This is a genomic window from Actinoplanes sp. NPDC000266 (genome assembly GCF_042899005.1).
Taxonomy (GTDB): domain Bacteria; phylum Actinomycetota; class Actinomycetes; order Mycobacteriales; family Micromonosporaceae; genus Actinoplanes.
The window spans coordinates 48,687-69,502 of sequence record NZ_JBIAZI010000009.1; the positions used below are offsets into that span (position 1 = coordinate 48,687).

Genomic DNA, 20,816 nt, shown 5'->3' on the forward strand with positions numbered 1-20,816 from the left:
CACCCAGCCGGTCCACTCACACCTTCAGTCCCTGTTTACGGGGGTACGTCGCCACGACCGTCACAGGTGCAGCGGTCGCCGCGCTCCTGGCCGTCGTGATCGGAGAGTCCCCTCTGTTGCCCGTGTATCTCCTGGCCACGGTTCCGGGACTGTTGCTCGCGATGATCGACCTGCGCTGTCTGCGACTGCCCGACCGGATCGTCGGGCTGCTCGCGCTGGTCGCCGGTGTGCCGCTCGCCGTGCTGCTGCCGTCGCGGATCGGCCCGGCGCTGCTGGCCGGTGTGGTGGTGTTCGGGGCGTACCTGCTGCTGCCCGGCTTCGGGATGGGTGACGTGAAGCTCGGCGCCGTGCTGGCCTTCATCCTCGGCTTCGCCGGATGGCCGGCCGTGGTGGCCGGCGTGCTGGCGCCGCACCTGATCAACGGGCCGATCGCCGTCTTCCTGCTGCTGACCGGCCGGGCCCGCCGTCATCGGCCGCTCCCCTTCGGCCCGGCGCTGCTGGCCGGGGCGCTGGGCGCACTCCTTATAGGAGCCTGAGCTGGCGGTCCTTCGGGCGGGACGGGACGGTGTCGCCCAGCCGCTCGAAGAGGCCGGAATCGATCACGTCGAGGAACGGGCTCGGCGTCTGCTCGCGCTCGCTGCCGTGCCGGAACCGGCGCGCCGTGTGGCTGACGTAGAGCCGGTCCTGCGCGCGGGTCAGGCCGACGAAGAAGAGCCGGCGCTCCTCGGCGATCTCGTCGTTCGTGGGTGTGCCGCCCGGCCAGCGCAGCGGGAGCAGACCGTCCTCGCAGCCGACCAGGAAGACCACCGGGAACTCGAGGCCTTTCGCCGCGTGCAGGGTGAGCAGGTTGACCGCCTCGGCCCGCGGGTCGAGCGCGTCCACCTCGGCCCCGGTCGCGATCTCCTGGAGGAAGCGCGCGAGGTCGTCGCCGATCCGGTGGGCCAGCGGCAGCAGCAGCTCGGCGGCGGTCCAGATGTCCTCGGGCGCGACCTGCTCGCCGTCCAGCGTCGGGGCCGCGAAGCGCTGCGCCAGCACCTGCGCGGTCAGCTTGACCCGGGCCGCCAGCGAACCGCCGAGGCCGTCCTCGTGCCGCAGCTCGCGAGCGATCTCCTGCACGCCGGCCCGGTCGCGCAGCCGGTTGTGCGAGCGCTTCTGCACCGGTACGCCGGCGCGGGAGAGCGCCTCGACGATCGGCGACGACTGCGAGTCGGTGCGGTACAGCACGGCGATGTCCGAGAACGACAGGTTGCCGGCGACGCCGGCCCGCGAGTCGACACGACCCGAGTCGAGCGAGCGGTGCGAGAGGCCACCGACCAGCTCGTCGATCGTACGGACCACGAAGTCGGCCTCGTCGGCCACGCTCCCGGCCGGGTAGCGGCCGACCAGCGGCGCCTCCGGGTCGAGCCGTGCCGGATCGAGCCGCCGGCCGTTGACCAGCGTCGACGGCGCGATGGCCTGCACGGCGGCGGCCAGGATGGGCGCCGAGGAGCGGTAGTTGCGGGTCAGCCGGACCAGCCGGGCGTCGACGAAGTCCTCGTTGAAGCGCAGGAAGTACTTCACGTCGGCGCCCCGGAACGAATAGATCGCCTGGTCGGGGTCGCCGATCGCGCACAGGTTGCCGTCGGCCGGGCTGAGCAGGCGCAGCAGCTCGTACTGGGTGTCGTCGACGTCCTGATACTCGTCCACGAAGATCCACTGCCACTGGCGGCGGTATCTCTCGACCAGCGCCGGGTCGTCGCGCAGCAGGGCGACCGGGATGCTGATCAGCTCGTCCAGGTCGACCAGGTCCTGCTGGCGCATGAGCTTCGCGTACGCCAGGTCGTCGTCGCCGGCCTGCTCGCGCGCCTCGGCCCGCTCGCCCTCGTCGGCGATGCGCCAGTTCGCGCCCAGCCCGGCCGCCTTGGCGTTGTCGCGCAGGATCGACAGGCCGACCGAGTGGAACGTGCCGACCGTGATGTCCTCACCCATGTCGCCGAGCAGCGCGTCGAGGCGCTCCCGCAGCTCGCCGGCGGCGCGGCGGGTGAAGGTGATGGCCAGGCAGCGCTCGGGGAAGACGCCCAGCTCGGCGCAGAGATAGGCGATGCGGTGGGTGAGCGTGCGGGTCTTGCCGGTGCCCGGGCCGGCCACGATCAGCAGCGGACCGCCGGGCGCCGACGCGGCCACCCGCTGCATGGCGTCGAGCCGGTCGAGCAGGCCGGTGCCGACCTCCTCCATGCCGGAGAGCATCGGCTCGAACGGCTCGTGCGGGCTCGGCGGGGACGCCAGCGGCGGCACGACGGCCTTCTTGGGCTCTTTCACCGGCTTGACCGGCTTGGGCTTGGGGGCCGGGGCGCGGCCGATGGCCGGCTCGGGCTTGCGCTGCTGGGGCAGGTCGAACAGCGTCTCGGCCTGCGGGGCGCTGGCGCGGTTGCGCAGCTCGCCCTGGTCGAAGAGCGTGATCACGCCGTACTCGCCGTCGTAGCCCGGCACCCGGCGCACGTCGCCGGCCCGCAGCCGGGTGATGGCCTCGCGCAGGTCGTCGCCGCCGGCCTTGCCGATCTCGTCGAGCGGCACCTTGCGCAGGATGTCGAGCTCGGCCCCGAGCGTCGCCACCAGGTGGTTGAGCTGCGACTCGACGGTCTTCGACTTCGGGCCGACACCGTTGATCTCGCCGAGGATCTCGTGGATCTGGATGAGGTGCTCGACGTGGGCGTCCTTGTGGAAGCCGAGCGGCCGGTCGGCGAGGTCCTCGACCCGGCTGAGCACGCCGACCGTGAGCGGCTTGCCGCACTCGGGGCAGCGGCCGGCGTTCTCCCGCGTGCGCTCGGGCTCCCAGTTCACGCCGCAGGCCCGGTGGCCGTCGGCGTGATACTTCCCCTCCTCGGGGAAGAACTCGAGCGTGCCGGCCAGTCCGGCCCCGGTGCGCACGGCCTCGTAGTCGGGCACACCGGTGAAGAGGGTGGCCTCGCGGGCCAGCGCGGCCGGCGAGTGGGCGTCGGAGTTGGAGACCAGCCGGTAGCGGTCGAGGCTGGAGACGCGCCAGTTCATCTCCGGATCGGAGGACAGGCCGGTCTCGACGGCGGTGACGTGATCGGCCAGGTCGGCGTAGCAGTCGGCGATCGCGTCGAAGCCCGACTTGGAGCCGAGCGCGGAGAACCACGGCGTCCAGATGTGGGCCGGGATCAGATAGCCGCCGGCCTCGAGGGCGATCTCGAGCAGATCGCGCGAGTCGAGGCCGAGGATCGGCCGCCCGTCCGCGGTCAGGTTGCCGATGCGCCCCAGCGCGGTGTTGAACCGGGCGGCCGCGGCGAGATCGGGCATGTAGATCAGGTGGTGCACCTTGCGCGTACGGTCGTCACGCTTGTAGATCGTCGAGATCTCGACGCTGAGCATGAACCGCGCCGGTGCGCTCGCCTGGAGCGAGCCCGGCAGCCGTTTGGTGACCTCGGCCTCGGCCTCGTCGCCCAGCCGGTAGAGCCCGTGGCCCGACTCGACCAGGCTCTCCTTGAGGTGGTCGAACCAGGCCGGGTGGGTGAAGTCGCCGGTGCCCAGCAGGGCGATGCCCTTGCGGCGTGCCCACCAGGCCAGGTTGGGCAGCGTCAGATCGCGGCTGCAGGCCCGCGAGAAGCGCGAGTGGATGTGGAGATCCGCGACATAAGTGTCCGCGGCGACCGAGGACCCTGCGTTCTCCGAGGGCACGCGCTGCATCCTGTCACGCCCTCCGTCGCTCGCACGAATCGCCACGCCTCACAAACTTACGGATCTTGATGCCCCGGCGCCGCATCAGGTCGATCACATCTCACGTCGAGCGCAACTCGATCACGCTGACCTGAGGCGGCGCACCGACCCGCACGGGCGGACCCCAGAAGCCGGCGCCGTTGGTCACGTAGACCGGCACCCCGTCCACCCGGCCGAGCCCGGACACGACCGGCTGCTGCAGCCGCACCAGCAGGTTGAAGGGTGCCATCTGGCCGCCGTGCGTGTGCCCGGAAACCTGGAGATCGACCCCGAACGGGGCCGCGTCGTGCACGGCCACGGGCTGGTGGGCCATGAGCACGACCGGTTTCGCGGCGTCACGGTCACCCAGCGCACGGGCGAAATCGGGCGCGTCACCATGCTCGGCCCCACCGAGATCGTTGACGCCGGCCAGGTCGAGCCCGTCGATCTCGACCCGCTCGTTGCGCAGAGGCCGCATGCCGAGCCGTGCCACCTCCTCGACCCACTCCTGATAGCCGGAGTAGTACTCATGATTCCCGGTCACGAAGAACGCCCCACGCCGCGACTCGATCTCGGCCAGCGGCGCCGCGAACCGCCCCAGTTCCGCCACGCTGCCGTCCACAAGGTCACCGACGACGCACACGATGTCCGCCTGCACCGAATTGATCTGGGCGACGATCCGCCGCGCGTGATCGACGCCGGTCAGCGGCCCGAGGTGGATGTCCGACACGACGGCCATCCGGAAGCCGTCCATGCCACGAGGCAGCTTCGCGAGCGGCATCTGAAGCCGGTCGATGCGAGGCCCGCCGAGCGCGGTCTTGACCCCGTACCCGGTCACCGACGCCGCCGTGAGCCCCGCGAAGATCGCCACTCCGCGCGCCAGCAGCAGCCGCCGATCGATCCCGTCTTCGGACTTTTCGCCCTTATCGCTTTCGCCGGCGCTCAACTCGCTGTTGCCGGCGCTCAGCGCATCGGTGCCCCCCAAAGGCCTGGCGGCGGCCAAGGCAGGCGTCTCGGTGGCGGCGGCCGATGCCGTACGCCGCTGGAAGCGCCACACCAGCAGCACCACGAGCCGGGGAATCTCGAGCACGGCGAGCGTCACCAGCAGGTAGAACATCAGCGCGATCCACAGGTAGCCGGGCCAGGCCAGCCACTGCACCGCCCCGGACCGGACCCCGATCAGCGTGGCCGGCGCGAGCACCGCCAGCAGAACGGCGATCACGGCACCGGTCCGCCGTGCCACGCGCGACCTCAGCGGATCTTTGACCAGCCGCTTCCAGAGATAGAAGTGGACCAGGCCGATGACCACGAAGATCAGCCCGACGAACGCTGCCAATGTTCCTCCCCAACCGCGTATGAACCCAGCAAGTCTCCCGATTGCCGCTGAGAGTCTCCTGCCAGGTGCGCGCGGGCACCGGCGAGCTCGAAAGGAACGCTACAGGGACCCTCCGACAGTTTTCCGTTCGCTTTTCCGTTCGCTCAACAGAGAGCCGAACAGTCGTACCTGTCGGACGAAGTCCGGCATGTCGGTTATCTGGGCGATGGCCCGGGCCTCGACCTCGTCCCGATCATGAGGACCGAGCGACTGGAGGCCGAGAGACATGCGGAGCCGCTCGGCCAGGCGCCCGAGCCGCAGCCCCACCCGCCGAACCATCACGTCAGCTCCCGAGAAGGGCCGGCCGCCCCCGTCGACGTAGGCCTGGACCGTCCGCCGGACAACTCCCGGATCCGGCATCCCGGCCCGCGTGGAGAAGCTCAGCGTGGCTTGCGCCGTTTCCAGCCGGGCACTGTCCGGCCCAGCGACATCCCAGTCGATCAGCACCGGGCCGCCGGCGGTCACGATCACGTTCCACGGCTCGACGTCCCGATGCGTCACCACGTAGTCGCCGGCCTCCATAAACACCCGCGAGACCCATGAGGCAGCGCCGAGGATTTCGGCCAGACCATCCCGCAGGCTCGGCGCCCAGGGTTTGCGCTCGCCGGCCCGCAGCCACCCGTCCCACAGATCCGGGTCGTCCAGCCGGTACCAATCCGGCGCGGCGTCCGGGCGATCGCTCGGTTCGATCTGGTGCAGCCGGGCGAGGGTCGATCCCAGCCAGGCGCTCACATCGTCGGTGTCGTCGAGCGGCCGCCCGTCGACCCACTCGTAGACCCGAACCAGCCCGATGCCGTCGACCTCCGCCGCGTACCCGAAGGCCGGCGCCGTGGGGGACACCGGCCGGGCCATCGAGATGCCGGCGGCGAGGGCCTGCTCCTCGAAGCGCATCGCCCGCTCGAAGTCGTCCCGCCATTGCTCGGCCGCCACATGCTTGACGAGAAACCGCCCTCGACGGGCCGACAGGGTCCAGGTCTGAGAGCTTCGATAGCTCAGGGTTGTGAGCGGTCCCGTGGCCCGTCCAAGCCCGAAGGTCGCCGCCACTGTGTCTGCCGATCCCACCGCATCGAGCACGCCGAGCAGCGTAGCCATTTTTTGCGGCCGAACCGCCCCTGCTGAGAAGTGCTTCGCCGGCTAAGCGTCGGCTGGCGGCACGTCGTAATGCCTGGTCGGAAGTGGAGTTTCGTCGGCTAAGTGTTGGCCAGTGCCCGTCCACAGATTGTGTTTCGCCGGCTAAGCATCATCGCGTGCACCCGGGCTCGATTCAGCGGCGTGTTCAGCCCCCGGCAAAGGGCGGAAGCACGTCGACGGTGGCGCCGGCCGGCAACAGCGCCTGCGCGTCATGGCAAGCCAAACCGTCGACCAGGAAGCTGGCGGCCTTGAGGACCACCCCGAGGCGCTCGCCATGACGATTGGTCAGCGCCTGTTTCAAGTCGTTCACAGAAGCGGCCTCGATCGGCTCGGTCGACACCCCGCCGGCGGCGGCACGCGCGCCGGCGAAGTACCGGACGGTCACTGTGGTGGCCACCTATCCTCCGATCGCGGACATGGGGCGGGCCGGCTGAAGGAAGCTCGGGTCGTCGATGCCGTGGCCGGCCCGTTTGCCGCGCATGGCGACCTGCCAGGCCGTGGCCAGCTCGTCGTCGGTGGCGCCGCCGCGCATGAGGTCGCGCAGGTCGCTCTCCTTGGTGGCGAACAGGCAATCGCGCACCTGGCCGTCGGCGGTGAGCCTCGTACGGTCGCAGTCGCCGCAGAAAGGCCTGGTCACCGAGCCGATGACGCCGACCCGGGCCGGTTCGCCGGCGGCGTCGACGTAGCCGGGGACGAGCCAGGTCTCGGCCGGCGCCGTTCCACGTGAAACCGAATCGGGCTGCAGGCCGAACGGCTCGAGGTCGGCCAGGATCTGGTCGGCCGTGACCATCTTGTGGCGGTCCCACTGGTGTTGGGCGTCGAGCGGCATCTGCTCGATGAAGCGCAGCTGATATCCGTGATCGAGGGCGAACCGCAGCAGGTCCGGCGCCTCGTCGTCGTTGATGCCCCGCATGAGGACCGTATTGATCTTCACCGGCGTCAGGCCGGCCGCCGCGGCCGCTTTGAGGCCCCGGAGGACGTCGGCGTGGCGGTCGCGGCGGGTCAGCGCCTTGAAGCGGTCGGGGTCGAGCGTGTCGAGTGAGACGTTCACGCGGTCGAGGCCGGCGTCGCGCAGCGGCTCGGCCAGCCGTTCGAGCCCGATGCCGTTCGTCGTCAGCATGAGCCGCGGCCGGGGCGCGAGCTGGGCCGACGCCTGGATGATGCCGACCAGCCCGCGGCGCAGCAACGGCTCGCCGCCGGTGAACCGCACGTCATGGATGCCCAGCCGCTCGACGCCGATCCGGATCAGCCGGACCACCTCGTCGTCGGAGAGCTGATCCTGCTTGGGGAGCCAGGCCAGGCCCTCCTCCGGCATGCAGTAGGTGCAGCGGAGGTTGCAGCGGTCGGTGAGCGAGACGCGCAGATCGGTCGCCACCCGCCCGAACCGGTCGGCGAGCACATTCACCGGGACCTCCACCGCTTGCTCACCCAACGAATCTATCCGTTCGCGGGGCGGATCGCCGCTGCTGATTTCGGCCTGTGGACAACCGAGATCGATCACACAGCTCTCAGGGCGGCCTCGGCCGTCAGGCGTACGGCGTCTCGATAGCTCTCGCCGAAGGCGGCGGTGTGCACGAGCATCAGGTGCATCTGATGCAGTGGCACACGTGTCTGCCAGCCCTCGGCCAGCGGATATACCTCTTGATAGGCGGCGATCGCGGTTTCCAGGTGGGCCAGACCGCCGAACAGCGCCAGCTCGGCCAGGTCGGTCTCGCGGTGACCGCCCTGCGCGGCCGGATCGATGAGCCAGGCTCGTCCGTCCGACGCCCACAGCACATTCCCCGGCCAGAGATCTCCGTGCGTGCGGCTGGGCGCCTCGCTGTCCCCGTACACCTCAAGCCTCTGGCAAATGCTTTCCACCAGGGCGACTTCGGTCGCGGTGAGTGCGCCGCGATCGGCCGAGATTTTGAGGTACGGCACCAGGCGGCGCTCGGCGAACCAAGGACCCCATGGGCCGGCCGCGAGGGTGTTGTCCAGCCGAAGCGGGCCGATGAACCCGGGCCACGCGGCGCCGAACGCCTCCGCTCCCGAGCGATGCAGGGCGGCGAGATCACGGCCCAGCCGCTCGGCTCCGGTCCGGCTCGGCTCGCCCGGCTCGATCCACTCCAGGGCGATGATCTCGGGAAGAGCCACGATCGTTTCCGGTACGGGGGCGCCGGCCTCCCGGAGCCAGGAGAGACCGGCCGCCTCGGCGGCGAAGAAGCCCTCGGGCGCCGTGCCCGACCGCCATGTCTTGGCGAACAGCGAGGTGCCGTCGTCCAAGGTCAGCCGGTTCGCGGCCGAGACGCTGCCGCCGCCCACCGGCGTCTCCCGGATGCGCTGGTGGGTGAGAAATGTCGGTAGGTGCTCGGGGTGCGCGCGCAAGTACGCCTGGTCCACGGCCTTATCTTCCGCTTCGGCTTACGGCTGCCCGAAATCGGAGTCAAAATGTCGGCATGAGCCCTGTCACAGTGCGTTCGTACCGTCCGAGTGACCACTCCGCGGGCCGTCGCCTGTGGGCCGAGCTGACCAATCAGCACAACCAGATGTACGGCGAGCCCGATCAGGACGGCGGCGAGGGCTTCGAGGAATATCTGACCCGGCTCGACCTGGGCGGACTGTGGGTCGCCGACCATCCCGACGACGGTGTGATCGGCCTGGTCGGTCTCGTGCTGCGCGGCCGGGCGGGCGAGGTCGAGCCGATCGTGGTCACCATCTCGCACCGGCACAAGGGCGTCGGCCGCAAACTGCTGCGCCACGTCGCGAACGAGGCCCGGCGGCGCAACATGACCCAGCTGACCATCTCGCCCGAGTCGCGCAACGTCGACGCGATCCGCAGCCTGCACGCCGCCGGCTACGACGTGGTGACGTCGATCGAGCTCACCCTCGACCTCGACCGGGCGCCGTACGCGCGCCAAGAGGAAGGGCTCGAACTGCATGACATGCAGTTCCGCTCTTAGTGACGGGCCCGCCTGTGGATAACCACGTGTCGTCCACAGCCTGACGATTCGGCACGCCCCGGCCGGGCCGATCGGAGCAGAGTGCCGGCATGACGCCCGAGTGCTCGATCACCGTTCGCCACCCCGCCGAGCTGATCACCGTCACGCCGTACGTGATCGGGTTCCATCCCACCGACAGCATCGTGGTCATCGGCGTCCTCGACGGCGTGGTCACGTTCGCGGCCCGCCGCGACCTCCCCCCGCCGGGCGACGACGTCGGCGCCGAGCCGCTGGCCACCGTCGCGGCCGGTCAGCCGGCCCGCAGCTTCGCGATCATCGGATACGGCCCCGACTCGCTCGTCACCGAAGCGGTCACGCGCACCCTGGCCGAGTTCGGGCGGGCCGGCCTGCGCGTGTTCGACGCGCTGCGGGTCACCGAGGGGCGCTGGTGGTCCTATTTGTGCAGGGAGTGGGGCTGCAGCCCGCCCGACGGCAACCCCTGCCCGCCGGCCCACCATCCGCTCGCCGCCACCGCGGTCTTCCACGGCATGGTGGCGCTGCCCCACCGCAAGGCCCTCGTGGCCTCGGTGGCGCCGGTCGAGGGCGAGGCCCGCGCGTCCATGGTGGTGGCGACCGCACGGGCGCGCGTCCGGGTGGCGGAGCTCAGAGCGGCCGAGCTCCGGGTGGCCGACGGGCGGTCCCTTCGGCGGGTCGGGCGGGAGGCGGTCCGCGCGGCCGAAGCGCGATATCGGGCGAGGGGTGAGCTCACCGACGACGAGGCGGCCTGGCTGGGTGTGCTGCTGGCCGACGCGGTGGTCTTCGGATACGCGCTGGACCGGTTCGGTCCGGAGCCGTGGCGGCTCGACCTGTGGAACGGCCTGCTGCGACGGGTCGAGCCGGCGTTCGCGGCCGGGCCGGCGGCGCTGCTGGCCTACGTCGCGTGGCAGGCCGGGAACGGGTCGCTGGCCCGGGTCGCGCTCGACCGTGGCCTGCTCGAGGACCCCGGCCACCGGGTGCTCGGCGTGCTCGACGGCCTCCTGTCGGCGGGCATCGGACCGCAGGCGGTCGAGGATCTGCTGCCTCCTTCTCCTCCCGCCATCACGAACCGGTCGGCCCGCCGGGCCACGCGGTTGACGCCACCGGCTCGGACGCGGCCGGGGAACGAAGGCCGGAAGGGCCCCGACGCCGACGGTGGGGCGAGGCCGAGAAACGAAGGCTGGAAGAGGCAGCCCGCCGGCGGCCGGCCCCGCGGTGGCGAGCGGAGGCGGCGATGAGCCGGTCAGGGGCGCATGGTCTCCTGGCGGATCGTCTCGCGGGCGAGGTCGGCCGGGCGCGCGGCGGGCGACCTCGCGGCGACCGGTGAGGTGGGCACGTCAGAGAGCTTGTGGAGACCGGGTTCCCGGTCCTCGATCGCGAAGGAGGCCCGGGTGTGCGCCGGTGCGCCCGTCATGGTCACGTACGGCAGCACCCGGAAATCGGCGGTCATCGCGCTGGGCTCGATCCGGGTCCGTACGTAACCCCGCTGGCTGTTGTGGAAGCGCAGGTGCGGATTCCAAGCGGCCCACGGATGTCGGCCGTCCGGCACGTCGGCGCCGTCACCGTTGGAGGTGGTCGACGAGCACACCAGCTCGGTGCCGACCGTGCGCGACGACGGATCGGCGTAATTCAGCTTGAGCTCGTTGGCCCAGTGGGAGTGGACGTCGCCGGTGAGGACGACCGCGTTGCGAACGCCCGCGTCCACCCAGCCCCGGGTGATCCGCTCACGCGAGGCCGCGTACCCGTCCCAGGCGTCCATGCTGGTCACCATGGCCGGGCCGGCGTCGCTGTCGCGCTGGGCGAAGAAGACCTGCTGGGCCAGCACGTCCCAGTGGGCCGTCGACGCGCGGAAACCGTCGAGCAGCCGGCGCTCCTGCTCCGGGCCGGTGATCGAGCGGGCCGGGTCGGCCGCGGCGGCGCAGTCCCGATAGCCATCGCCGCAGGCCTGGTCGTCGCGGAACTGCCGGGTGTCGAGCAGGTGAAAGGTCGCCAGCCGGCCCCAGCGCAGGCGGCGGTGGATCTGGATGCCGGCCCCGTCCGGGATCGAGGAGCGCCGCAGCGGCATGTTCTCGTAGTAGGCCTGGAAGGCGGCCGTGCGCCGGGCGGGAAGGCTGGGGTCGGTGCTTCCGCCGGCCCAGTTGTTGCTCACCTCGTGGTCGTCGAAGACGACGGCCCAGGGCGCGACCGCGTGCGCCGCCTGAAGGTCCGGGTCGGTCTTGTACTGGGCGTGCCGCCGGCGGTAATCCGCGAGCGTGCGCGTCTCCGGGCCCTCGTGGTCGCGGGGGTTGCCGCCGGGCAGCAGATAGGAGCCGGCCTCGTACTCGTAGAGGTAGTCGCCGAGCTGGAGGATCAGCTCGGGCTCGTCCTCGGCCAGCCGGCGATAGGCGGTGAAGAAGCCGTGCTCGTACTGCGCGCAGGAGGCGAACGACATCGCGAGCGAGCCGGGCCGGGCCGTCGCCGCGGGCGCGGTCCGGGTGCGACCGGCCGGGGAGAGGTGGCGCTCGGCGCGGAAGCGGTAGAAGTACTCGCGGCCGGCCTCGAGGTGGGTCAGCTCGACGTGGACGGAGTGGCCGAAGTCCGGCCGGGCGACCTGGACGCCCCGGCGTACGACGCGGTGGAAGCCGTCGTCGATGGCGACCTCCCAGTCCACCGGGACGTCGCGGGCCGGCATGCCGCCGAGGCCGTCGGGGGCGAGAGGTTCGGGGGCGAGCCGGGTCCAGAGGACGAAACCGTCCTCGGAGGGGTCACCCGAGGCGACACCGAGGGTGAACGGGTCGGTTCGCAGCGGGCCGCGCGGGCGGATCGGGGGCATGCCCACCGCCAGGGAGCCGAGCAGGAAGGAGCGGCGGGAGAGCGCCATGGGAAAGCCCCGTCGTCGAAGGTGCCGAGGCCGGACCTGACGGACGGAGGGGTCGCGTGATCAGACGGTGACTCGCTGTGGCGAAGTGTAGACGTTCATGCTCTGACCACGGAGGAAGCCGACGAGTGTCATGCCGGCCTCGTCGGCCAGCTCGGCCGCGAGGGTGCTCGGGGCCGAGACGGCCGCGAGCATCGGGAGGCCGGCCATCCACGCCTTCTGGGTGAGCTCGAAGCTTGCCCGGCCCGAGACCAGCAGGAGGTGCCCGGTCAGCGGCAGGCGGCCCTCGCGCAGGGCCCAGCCGATCACTTTGTCGACCGCGTTGTGCCGGCCGACGTCCTCGCGGAGCACGACCAGCTCGCCGTCGGCGGTGAACAGGCCGGCCGCGTGCAGGCCGCCGGTGCGGTCGAAGGTGCGCTGGGCGGCCCGCAGCCGGTCGGGCAGGGCGGCGAGGGTGGTGGCGGGGACGGTCAGCGGGTCGGCGGCCACGTCGAACTGGGACTTCGTGCGGACGGCGTCGATGCTCGCCTTGCCGCAGACGCCGCACGAGCTGGTGGTGTAGAAGTTCCGGCTCGGGTCGGTGACCGGCGGGGGCACGTCGGCGCCGAGCACGATGTCGACCACGTTGTAGGTGTTCGGAGTGTCGGTTCCGGCGCAGAGCTGGGCGGTGACCACGTCTGCGGCCGAGCGGATGACGCCCTCGGTGAGGAGGAAGCCCACGGCCAGATCGATGTCCTGACCCGGGGTGCGCATGGTGACGGCCAGCGGCTCCTTGCGGACCCGGATCTCCAGCGGCTCCTCGGCGGCGAGGTCGTCCGGCCGGCGGCGGGGCTCCCCGGCCGCGTCCAGGTTGATCTTCACGACCGGCCGCCGGGTCATCGTCCTCGCCATGCGTCGAGCGTAGGCCGGTCCGTGCCCGGCGTCGCGGCGGGCGGGACCGCCGGCGGCGAGTGTTCCGCCACAGGCCGGCGTCGCGGTGGGCGGGACTGCCGGCGGCGAGTGTTCCGCCACAGGCTTCGGGGTGGGCGGGACTGCCGGCGTCGAGTGTTGCGCCACAGGCTTCGGGGTGGGCGATCGCGGGGAGTCGGGGGGTGATCCGGGGGTGAGTGGGCCGCTACCAGCGGGTGGGGAGATCCACTCGGCCGGTGGGCGGGAGTGATCCGCCACAGGTAACTGAGCGCGCGGTCACGCTCGACACGCGGTCGGGATACGGTACGTACGTGGGGGGATTTGCTGCGGTGGTGCTGGCCGGTGGTGCGGCGCGGCGGATGGGTGGCGCGGACAAGCCGACCATTCCCGTGGCCGGTCAATCCATGCTGACCAGAGTGCTGGCCGCCGTGCACGACGCCGACCCCCGCGTCGTCGTCGGGCCGGTGCCGCCCGACCTGCCCGTGCCGGTGCATTCGACCCGGGAGAACCCGCCCGGTGGTGGGCCCGTCGCGGCCACGGCGGCGGGGCTCGCGCTGGTGCCCGAGGATGTCACCTTCACCGCGCTGCTCGCGGCCGACCTGCCGTTCCTCACCGGCGAGGCGATCGACGTGCTGCGGCTGACCGCGGAGTCGGCGCCCATGCAGGGTGCGGTCTACCGCGACGCCGAGGGGCGGCGGCAGATGCTCTGCGGGGTGTGGCGTACGGCCCGGCTGCGCGAGGCGATCGACAAGCTCGCCCAGGAGCGCGGCGGGCTGAACGGCGCCTCGGTGCGCGAGCTCATGGAACACCTGCGGGTGGCCGAGGTCTCGTGGCGCCGCCCGGGCCCGCCACCCTGGTTCGACTGCGACACCGACGACGACCTGCGCACCGCCGAGGAATGGGCCCGCTGACCAGCAAGGCTGGCGAAATACGCGCGGCCGGGCAAACGTGGGCGGCGGAACAAGCGAGGGCAGCGGGCGGCGCGACCATGTGGAAGCGCGGGCGGTGGACGAGAGGAGCGGGCTCTATGAGTGATCTCGACGCTTGGGTCAAGGTGGCGGCGGCGGAGCTGGGGGTCGATCCGGCTGAGGTGCCGACCGGGGCCGTGCTCGGGCTGGCCAAGGATGTGGCTCATAACGTGGTTCGGCCGGGGGCGCCTGTGTCGGCGTACATCCTCGGGCTGGCCGTTGGTCGTGGCGCCGATCCCGTCGAAGCCGCCGAAAAGGTCAAGGCGCTGGCCCTGAGCTGGGACGGTGAGCAGGGCGGGAGCGCCTGAGCGTTCCAACCTCCGATACGGGCGCGTGCGGGCGGACGCCGCTCGATAAGGTGGCGGGAACGGAGGTGACGATCATGACGGCATCCAGCGCCGAGGGCGCGTCCACCGAGGCTGTTTTCCTGGACGAGCCGACCACGGCCGATCTGCGGGCCAAGGTCGTCGACGCGTGGCGTGAGTTCGGCAGCGCTCTCGCCGGCCTCCTTCCCACCCTGCGGGAGGGTGGGCACATCGATCTGACGCTCGACCCGACCGCCTCGGGCACCGGCATGGCCGTCTACTCGGTCAGCATCCGGGTCCGCGAGGGTGGCGTCGTCGAGGCGCTGGCCACCGGCAACGCGGGACTGCCCGAGGGCTACCGGATGGACCGCTCGTCGATCGGCGAGCTTGTCGCGCTCGGCTGGTCGCCGCCGGGGGTGCTGCCGGGCTCCGGCGACTCGTTCGGCCTCAGCTCCACCCAGGACAAGTCCGGCTCGTTCGCCACCGTCATCGCGCGCACCCTGCGCGACGTCTACGGGGCGCCGCACCCGGCCTTCCTCGTCTACCTCGTGCACGACGAGAACGACGAGCCGATCGACACCGCTCCGCTGGGCACGGCCCGGCACGAGCCCAGCATCGATGCCGAGCTCAGCCTCGACGACCTCGACGAGGACGGCACGCTGGCGGCCGCGCTGGCCGACGCCGCCGACGAGGTCGTGCCGCTCGACGAGCGGGTGCGCACGGTCGTGGCCACCATGTCCAAGACCACCGTCGACCAGCTGCAGTTCGACGCCGACGGCGACATCAGCATCCGGGCCGGCTCGGCCATGGTCTTCGTGCGGGTGCGTGACAACCCGCCGCTCGTCGACGTCTTCTCGCCGATCCTCACCGAGGTCGAGCCGACCGAGCAGCTCTACGTGAAGCTCTCCGAGCTGACCAACCGCATGCCGATCGGGCGCCTCTACTGCGCGCAGGACACGGTGTGGGCGTCCATCCCGGTCTTCGGCCGCAACTTCCAGGCCACCCACCTCATGCTGGCCGTGCAGGTGATGACCGGCCTGGCCGACGAGCTCGACGACCGGCTGCACGGCGAGTTCGGCGGCAAGCGCTTCTTCGGCGAGGGCGACAAGCCCGTGCCGCCGAAAGAGCCGGTCAGCGACGACCACCGTCCCGGGATGTATTTGTAGAGGGCCCGCCCCGCCGGCCACGCGGGGCTGAACCGCGACCGGTCGGGACGGGCCCGGCTCACTTCAGCGCCACCCAGCCCAGACGGTCCAGGGTGGACGCGTTCGAGGCGAGCAGCCCGGAGTCGGACACCGACCACAGCACGTCGCCGATCACCAGCGAGCGCCGCACCGGGCCGGCCATGGTCAGCCGGTCCGGCGATCGCAGCTGATCGCCGGTGACGCGCAGGGCGAGCGGCCCGTCCGAACGGGCGTCGCTGACCGGCACGACCAGCAGAGACGTCGCTTCCCACCACAGCACCGCGTGCGGGTCGATCTCGGCCTCCGACATCGATCCGGGAACGACGTGCTGGTCGAGGCGGCGCGGCGCGGCCGGATCGCTCACGTCGAAGAGGGAGATCTGGGTGCCGAGCGACCGCCCCTCGGCGGTCGCCTCCTGCCCGATGCCGATCAGCCGGTTCTCGCCGACCGGCTGGAGGTGCGCCGAATAGCCGTTGATCTTCAGTTCGCCGGTGACCCGCGGGCGGGCCGGGTCGGCCAGGTCGAGGCTGTACAGCGGATCGGTCTGGCGGAAGGTCACCACATAGCCGCGGGCGCCGGTGAAGCGTACGGAATAGATCTGTTCGCCTTTGCCCAGACCGCTCACCGAGCCGACCTCGGCGAGCTTTCCGTCGCTCTCCTTCAGGACCCGCACCGCCGAACTGTCCGTTGCCGGGTCGGTCGTGGCCACCCGAAGATGACCGTCCCATTCGGACATCGAGTATTGGTTGAGCAGCGTGCCGGGCACCTTGCCGGCCGCGACGTACACGGGCTTGCCGGCCGGCGGCAGCGTGAAACGGTAGATCTCGGTGTCGCGTTTCGGGGTGGTGTCGCGCGCCGAGGAGACCATCCGGCGGAACGCCGGGCTCTCGTTGTTGGCGATGTAGAGGCTGCTGGCCGTGGCGTAAACGGCGTCACCGTCGGCGACGAGCGCCACCGGCGAACCGTCACTGAGCGCGGTCGCGGCCAGGTCGAAGGTCAGCACCCGCAGCATCGAGGCGCCGGTGAACGTCTCGGGCTTGCTGACCTGTGCGCAGTCGAGCTTCCCGGTGGCGCGATCGGAACCGGTCGTGATCTCCCACGCCGGGACCCACGAGTCGATCTGCGGCGTGCTGCTGAGCACGACCCGGGCCACGCTGCCGGTCTGCCGGGCGTCGACCAGCGAGCCGTCCCCGCGATAGCGGCTGAGCAGGCGCGGCGTGCCGGTCAGGTCGATCAGCAACACCTCGGAGCGGCCGCTGTCCGGCCTCATCAGACGGGCCGAGTCCTTGAGGTACGAGGGACCGCCGTCCACGAGCACAAGCGCGTGATCACCGGAGAGGAGCACCTTCGGCTCGCCGAACGATTCGATGCCGAGATCAAGACGCCCGGTCTGGGTGCGGCCCGCCGCGTCGACGACCTTCAGGACGCCGCCGGTGACGGTGACGATCCGCCGGCCGTCGGTCTTGACGATGTCGGGCTCGTCGGCGCCGGCCTCGTGCACGTTGGTGCCCGAATAGGTCTTGGCCGCCGGGACGCCGCCCCGCGCCTGGTCGGGCATCGCCCGCATGTCGTCGATGGCCACCGGCTCCCGGCCGTACTTCTTGGCCGCGGCCCGCAGCTCCTTCTCGAGCTGGGCGCAGGAGTCGAAGGCGACGAGCTTCAGGGCGGGCCGGGCCGCGATGGTGGACGGCGGCGACGACGAGGAGGTGGAGGGAGCCGGCGAGCTGGTGCAGCCGGCCAGCGGAAGCACGGCCAGTGCGGCGTAGAGCCAGGTTCGACGCGACATGTCCGGTTGGACGTCGCGTTCTAGGAAGCGGTTCCCTCCGGCGCGGGAACGGGCGTCGGCGTCTCCACCAAGCGGGACAGCACGATCATGCTGCGGGTGGAGGTGACGAACGGCTCCGCCCGCAACTTCTCCAGCGCCTGCTCCAGGTGACCGATGTCGGCCGCCCGCAGATGCACCAGCGCGTCCGCCTCGCCGGAAACCGTGTAGGCCCCCACCACCTCGGGATGACGCCGGGTGGCCACCGTGATCTGGGCCGGAGTCGTCCGCCCGGTGCAGAAGAGCTCGACGAACGCCTCGGTCGTCCAGCCCACCGCCGCCGGGTCGATCACCGTGGTGAATCCCTTGATCACCCCACTGGATCGAAGCCGGTCTACACGGCGTTTCACCGCCGGGGCCGACAGCGAGACCTTGGCCCCGATCTCGGCGTACGACGATCGCGCGTCAGCCACCAGCAACGCAACGATTCGCTGGTCTACCGCGTCCATCTGCAACGATTCGCCTCCGATGAGCAAGATTTCTCGCTGTTTCGTGCGCCTGAGCCTACCTACGCTCTAGGTCATGAACCACAGCGAGCGCCAGCCGCGGAATCGGACATATCTCATGTGTCCCCCGGAGCATTTCACGGTCGAGTACGCGATCAACCCCTGGATGGACACCACCGTCCCGGTCGACGCGGCGCTAGCGGTCAAACAGTGGTCGATCCTGCGCGACACGCTCGGCGACCTGGGCCACACCGTGCACGTGCTCGACCCCGTGCCCGGCCTGCCCGACATGGTCTACGCGGCCAACGGTGCGTTCTCGGTCGACGGCGCCGTCTACGGCGCCCGCTTCCTCTATCCGCAGCGCGCGGCCGAGGCCGACGCCCACGCCGCCTTCTACGGCGCGGGCGGCTGGCGTTTCGCCGGCCCGGCTCACATCAACGAGGGCGAGGGTGATTTCGCCTATCTGCCCGCCGCCTACGGCGGCCTGGTCCTGGCCGGTCATGGATTCCGTACGGACCCGAGCGCGCACGCCGAGGCACAGGAGGTGCTCGGCCGCCCGGTGCTGTCGTTGCGGCTGGTCGACCCGGCCTTCTACCACCTGGACACGGCGCTGGCCGCGCTCGACGACCGCACCATCGCGTACTACCCCGGCGCCTTCTCCGCGGGCTCCCAGCGGGTGCTGGCCCAGCTCTTCCCGGACGCGGTGATCGCCGACCGGGCCGACGCCGAGGCGTTCGGGCTGAACCTGGTCAGCGACGGCCGGCACGTGATTCTCAACACCGAGGCGATCGCGATGGGTGACCGGGTGCGCGCGGCCGGCTACCACCCCGTGCACGTCGACCTCTCCGAGCTCAAACGTGGCGGCGGCAGCGTCAAATGCGCCGTGGCCGAGCTGAGGCCGTAGGCGGTTGTTTGGACCCGGTGCGGGAAGATGGACCGCATGACCGACGAGAACCGCACCGTGGAGAAGCAGGACGACGGCTCCGTGATCGTGGTCGGCCCCGATGGGCGCCCGCTGGGCACCATGGACGCCGACGGCAAGCTCGACCCCGAGGCGCCGGGCAACCTGATCGAGCAGCCGGCCAAGGTCATGCGCATCGGCAGCATGATCAAGCAGTTGCTCGAGGAGGTCCGGGCGGCGCCTCTCGACGAGGCGAGCCGGGGCCGGCTCCGCGAGATCCACCAGCGGTCGATCACCGAGCTCGAGGACGGCCTCGCGCCCGAGCTGCGCGAGGAGCTCGAGCGCCTGTCGCTGCCGTTCGAGGGCGACACCCCGCCCAGCGAGGCCGAGCTGCGCATCGCGCAGGCCCAGCTGGTCGGCTGGCTCGAGGGCCTGTTCCACGGCATCCAGGCCGCGCTGGTCGCCCAGCAGATGGCGGCCCGGCTCCAGCTCGAGCAGATGCGCGGCGGTGGCGGCGGCCGGCCGGCGCTGCCCATGGGCGCGCTGCCCGGCATGCCCACCCAGGCGCAGGGCGAGGGCGGCCGGACGGGTCAATATCTTTAGCCGAGGTCGTAGAGGTCGCGCAGGTATTGCGCGACCCCGTCCTCGTCGTTGGTCAGGCCGACCTCGTCGGCCACCTCTTTCACCGCGGGGTGCGCGTTGCCCATCGCCACCCCGCGCCCGGCCCAGGCCAGCAGCGGGATGTCGTTGGGCATGTCGCCGAACGCGACGACCTCCTCGGCCTTGATGCCCTCGTTCTCGCAGAGCCAGGCCAGGCCGGCCGCCTTGGTGACGCCGGCGGCCGAGATCTCGACCAGCGCCGTCGACGACGAGTGGGTGGTCTCGGCGACGCCGCCCAGCGTGCGGCTGACCAGCTCGAGGAACTCGTCCGGCTGGTGCGCGGCCGAGCGGGCCAGCAGCTTCACGGCCGGCGCCGAGGTGAGCTCCTCGGGGGTCGACAGAACCCGTACATGCGGATGGTTGTCGTTCTCCCAGCGCACCGGCCACGCCTCCTCGTACCAGAAGGCTCGACCGTCCTCGACCTCGACCGCGAGCGCCACGTCGGGCACGGCCTCGCGCAGCTTGGCGCTGACGTCGAGCAGCAGGTCGACCGACAGCGGGTCGGCCCGCAGGATCTCGTCGGTGTCGGCGTCGTAGACCACCGCGCCGTTCGCGCAGACGGCCGGGACCGGCGCCTTCATCTGGTCGAAGAGCTGCTTCAGCCAGCGGACGGGCCGGCCGGTCACCACGACGAACGGCACGGGCAGGGCGTCGAGCACCTCGATGGTCCGCTTGCTCAGCGTTCCGTCGGTGCGGATGAGGGTTCCGTCGATATCCGAGGCGACCAGCTTGAAAGGCGACATCACCTCGACAGTAGCCGGTCGAGATACACCGCCACCCCGTCCTGATCATTGGTGAGAGTCACGTCATCGGCGACCGCGAGCAGCTCGGGATGCGCGTTGCCGACCGCCACCCGGCCCCAGCCGGCCCAGGCGAACATCGGCAGGTCGTTGGGCATGTCACCGAAGACCAGCACGTCGGCCGGATCGACGCCGACGGCCTCGGCCACCACCGCGAGGCCGGTGCCCTTGTCGACGTTCGCCGGGCAGATCTCCACGTAGTTGAGCCCGGCCTGGGTGACCGAGGCCACCGTCGGCGGGACGATGCGCCGCGCCACCGCGAGGAGCTCGTCGACGTCGTACGCGAAAGATCGGGCGAAGGCTTTGATGACCTCGCCCGTGCAGCACTCGGCGCGGGTGCGCGGCTCGACGACGACCGGGTAGCGCCAGGTCGGGTCGTAGTCGCCCCAGAGCGGCGAGTCGTCGTGCTCCAGCGCCTCGACCATCACGGACAGCGGCCCGGTCTCGGCCTCGATCGCGCCCAGCACCTGGCCCAGCACCTCGCCGCGCAGCCGGGACCGGAGAAGATAGCTGGACTCGGCCTGGTCGAGCACCCAGCCACCCTGCGCCATCACGAGGAAGTCGGCGTCGCGGATGTCGTTGCGGGTGAGGGAGGTGAGACGCGGGCCGCGCCCGGTGGCGCCCACGACCCGGATGCCGGCGGCCCGGACGCGATCGAGGACCTCATGGGTGTACGCGGACACGGTGTCGTCACTGCGAACCAGCGTGCCATCGAGATCGGTCGCGACCAGTTTGGGGAGTCCAGGCTTGACCATCGATACCTCCGGGGTGTCACAACCCCCGCGGAGGGCGGAAGGAGAACGGTACA

At 71.2% G+C, this 20,816-nt stretch carries 20 protein-coding genes; 8 read left to right on the top strand and 12 right to left on the bottom strand.

The features are described from left to right. Positions 1-122 precede the first annotated feature (122 nt). Positions 123-536, top strand: a complete 414-nt coding sequence (locus ACFY36_RS33350) for a prepilin peptidase (protein ID WP_499750222.1) — start codon at positions 123-125, stop codon at positions 534-536. On the opposite strand, the gene ACFY36_RS33355 is transcribed toward ACFY36_RS33350, so the two are convergent. The 6 genes from ACFY36_RS33355 to ACFY36_RS33380 all read right to left on the bottom strand — a co-directional run bounded on the left by ACFY36_RS33355 (position 523) and on the right by ACFY36_RS33380 (position 8,581). Continuing rightward, positions 523-3,687 (bottom strand): UvrD-helicase domain-containing protein, encoded by a 3,165-nt coding sequence (locus ACFY36_RS33355; protein WP_499749900.1) that lies wholly within the window; start codon positions 3,685-3,687, stop codon positions 523-525. The two genes, ACFY36_RS33350 and ACFY36_RS33355, sit on opposite strands and share 14 nt — an antisense overlap. Before the next feature lie 91 nt (positions 3,688-3,778). Beyond that, entirely contained in the window at positions 3,779-5,032 is a 1,254-nt protein-coding gene (locus tag ACFY36_RS33360) for a metallophosphoesterase (RefSeq protein WP_499749901.1), read from the bottom strand. A gap of 99 nt (positions 5,033-5,131) precedes the next feature. After that, on the bottom strand, positions 5,132-6,163 hold the full coding sequence (locus ACFY36_RS33365; protein WP_499749902.1) for an aminoglycoside phosphotransferase family protein: 1,032 nt from the start codon (positions 6,161-6,163) through the stop codon (positions 5,132-5,134). 184 nt (positions 6,164-6,347) lie between these two features. Beyond that, positions 6,348-6,599, bottom strand: a complete 252-nt coding sequence (locus ACFY36_RS33370; protein WP_499749903.1) for a MoaD/ThiS family protein — start codon at positions 6,597-6,599, stop codon at positions 6,348-6,350. After that, on the bottom strand, positions 6,600-7,607 hold the full coding sequence (gene moaA / locus ACFY36_RS33375) for a GTP 3',8-cyclase MoaA (RefSeq protein ID WP_499749904.1): 1,008 nt from the start codon (positions 7,605-7,607) through the stop codon (positions 6,600-6,602). A gap of 92 nt (positions 7,608-7,699) precedes the next feature. Next, positions 7,700-8,581: a fructosamine kinase family protein gene (locus ACFY36_RS33380; RefSeq protein ID WP_499749905.1), complete on the bottom strand. Its 882-nt coding sequence runs from the start codon at positions 8,579-8,581 to the stop codon at positions 7,700-7,702. A 56-nt stretch (positions 8,582-8,637) separates the two neighbouring features. Here ACFY36_RS33380 and ACFY36_RS33385 point away from each other — a divergent pair, with 56 nt between their 5' ends. Both ACFY36_RS33385 and ACFY36_RS33390 read left to right on the top strand, forming a co-directional pair. Then, positions 8,638-9,141 (top strand): GNAT family N-acetyltransferase, encoded by a 504-nt coding sequence (locus tag ACFY36_RS33385; RefSeq protein ID WP_499749906.1) that lies wholly within the window; start codon positions 8,638-8,640, stop codon positions 9,139-9,141. 89 nt (positions 9,142-9,230) lie between these two features. Further along, a complete protein-coding gene (locus ACFY36_RS33390; RefSeq protein ID WP_499749907.1) occupies positions 9,231-10,394 on the top strand; it encodes a DUF4192 domain-containing protein in 1,164 nt (387 codons plus the stop codon). 5 nt (positions 10,395-10,399) lie between these two features. Here ACFY36_RS33390 and ACFY36_RS33395 read toward each other — a convergent pair whose 3' ends face one another. Next, the gene (locus tag ACFY36_RS33395; protein ID WP_499750223.1) at positions 10,400-11,968 is read right to left on the bottom strand and encodes an alkaline phosphatase D family protein; all 1,569 of its coding nucleotides are present in this window, start codon (positions 11,966-11,968) and stop codon (positions 10,400-10,402) included. Positions 11,969-12,076: 108 nt separating this feature from the next. Continuing rightward, complete coding sequence (fdhD, locus tag ACFY36_RS33400) at positions 12,077-12,904, bottom strand: formate dehydrogenase accessory sulfurtransferase FdhD (protein ID WP_499749908.1); 828 nt, start codon at positions 12,902-12,904, stop codon at positions 12,077-12,079. Positions 12,905-13,233: 329 nt separating this feature from the next. Between fdhD and mobA the strand changes: the two genes are divergently transcribed. The 3 genes from mobA to ACFY36_RS33415 all read left to right on the top strand — a co-directional run bounded on the left by mobA (position 13,234) and on the right by ACFY36_RS33415 (position 15,361). Beyond that, a complete protein-coding gene (gene mobA, locus ACFY36_RS33405) occupies positions 13,234-13,833 on the top strand; it encodes a molybdenum cofactor guanylyltransferase (protein WP_499749909.1) in 600 nt (199 codons plus the stop codon). Positions 13,834-13,949: 116 nt separating this feature from the next. Next, positions 13,950-14,198 (top strand): DUF6457 domain-containing protein, encoded by a 249-nt coding sequence (locus tag ACFY36_RS33410; RefSeq protein ID WP_499749910.1) that lies wholly within the window; start codon positions 13,950-13,952, stop codon positions 14,196-14,198. 74 nt (positions 14,199-14,272) lie between these two features. Then, a complete protein-coding gene (locus ACFY36_RS33415) occupies positions 14,273-15,361 on the top strand; it encodes a T3SS (YopN, CesT) and YbjN peptide-binding chaperone 1 (protein ID WP_499749911.1) in 1,089 nt (362 codons plus the stop codon). A 58-nt stretch (positions 15,362-15,419) separates the two neighbouring features. On the opposite strand, the gene ACFY36_RS33420 is transcribed toward ACFY36_RS33415, so the two are convergent. Beyond that, entirely contained in the window at positions 15,420-17,165 is a 1,746-nt protein-coding gene (locus tag ACFY36_RS33420) for a beta-propeller domain-containing protein (RefSeq protein WP_499749912.1), read from the bottom strand. A gap of 20 nt (positions 17,166-17,185) precedes the next feature. After that, on the bottom strand, positions 17,186-17,656 hold the full coding sequence (locus ACFY36_RS33425) for an Lrp/AsnC family transcriptional regulator (RefSeq protein ID WP_499750224.1): 471 nt from the start codon (positions 17,654-17,656) through the stop codon (positions 17,186-17,188). A 67-nt stretch (positions 17,657-17,723) separates the two neighbouring features. Between ACFY36_RS33425 and ddaH the strand changes: the two genes are divergently transcribed. Continuing rightward, a complete protein-coding gene (gene ddaH, locus ACFY36_RS33430) occupies positions 17,724-18,551 on the top strand; it encodes a dimethylargininase (RefSeq protein ID WP_499749913.1) in 828 nt (275 codons plus the stop codon). A 27-nt stretch (positions 18,552-18,578) separates the two neighbouring features. Continuing rightward, positions 18,579-19,151, top strand: coding sequence for a bacterial proteasome activator family protein (locus ACFY36_RS33435; protein ID WP_499749914.1), 573 nt, complete (start codon positions 18,579-18,581; stop codon positions 19,149-19,151). On the opposite strand, the gene ACFY36_RS33440 is transcribed toward ACFY36_RS33435, so the two are convergent. Next, on the bottom strand, positions 19,148-19,951 hold the full coding sequence (locus tag ACFY36_RS33440) for an HAD family hydrolase (protein ID WP_499749915.1): 804 nt from the start codon (positions 19,949-19,951) through the stop codon (positions 19,148-19,150). The genes ACFY36_RS33435 and ACFY36_RS33440 overlap by 4 nt on opposite strands. Next, positions 19,951-20,763: an HAD family hydrolase gene (locus ACFY36_RS33445; RefSeq protein WP_499749916.1), complete on the bottom strand. Its 813-nt coding sequence runs from the start codon at positions 20,761-20,763 to the stop codon at positions 19,951-19,953. The genes ACFY36_RS33440 and ACFY36_RS33445 overlap by 1 nt, the downstream gene beginning before the upstream one ends. Positions 20,764-20,816: the final 53 nt, after the last annotated feature.

Excerpts from the sequence above, each read along its gene's own strand:
- ACFY36_RS33355 (WP_499749900.1), bottom strand. The coding sequence starts at position 3,687 with ATGCAGCGCGTGCCCTCGGAGAACGCAGGGTCCTCGGTCGCCGCGGAC.
- ACFY36_RS33365 (WP_499749902.1), bottom strand. The coding sequence starts at position 6,163 with ATGGCTACGCTGCTCGGCGTGCTCGATGCGGTGGGATCGGCAGACACA.
- ACFY36_RS33385 (WP_499749906.1), top strand. The coding sequence starts at position 8,638 with ATGAGCCCTGTCACAGTGCGTTCGTACCGTCCGAGTGACCACTCCGCG.
- ACFY36_RS33390 (WP_499749907.1), top strand. The coding sequence starts at position 9,231 with ATGACGCCCGAGTGCTCGATCACCGTTCGCCACCCCGCCGAGCTGATC.
- ACFY36_RS33395 (WP_499750223.1), bottom strand. The coding sequence starts at position 11,968 with ATGCCCCCGATCCGCCCGCGCGGCCCGCTGCGAACCGACCCGTTCACC.
- fdhD (WP_499749908.1), bottom strand. The coding sequence starts at position 12,904 with ATGGCGAGGACGATGACCCGGCGGCCGGTCGTGAAGATCAACCTGGAC.
- ACFY36_RS33410 (WP_499749910.1), top strand. The coding sequence starts at position 13,950 with ATGAGTGATCTCGACGCTTGGGTCAAGGTGGCGGCGGCGGAGCTGGGG.
- ACFY36_RS33415 (WP_499749911.1), top strand. The coding sequence starts at position 14,273 with ATGACGGCATCCAGCGCCGAGGGCGCGTCCACCGAGGCTGTTTTCCTG.
- ACFY36_RS33420 (WP_499749912.1), bottom strand. The coding sequence starts at position 17,165 with ATGTCGCGTCGAACCTGGCTCTACGCCGCACTGGCCGTGCTTCCGCTG.
- ddaH (WP_499749913.1), top strand. The coding sequence starts at position 17,724 with ATGAACCACAGCGAGCGCCAGCCGCGGAATCGGACATATCTCATGTGT.
- ACFY36_RS33435 (WP_499749914.1), top strand. The coding sequence starts at position 18,579 with ATGGACCGCATGACCGACGAGAACCGCACCGTGGAGAAGCAGGACGAC.
- ACFY36_RS33440 (WP_499749915.1), bottom strand. The coding sequence starts at position 19,951 with ATGTCGCCTTTCAAGCTGGTCGCCTCGGATATCGACGGAACCCTCATC.
- ACFY36_RS33445 (WP_499749916.1), bottom strand. The coding sequence starts at position 20,763 with ATGGTCAAGCCTGGACTCCCCAAACTGGTCGCGACCGATCTCGATGGC.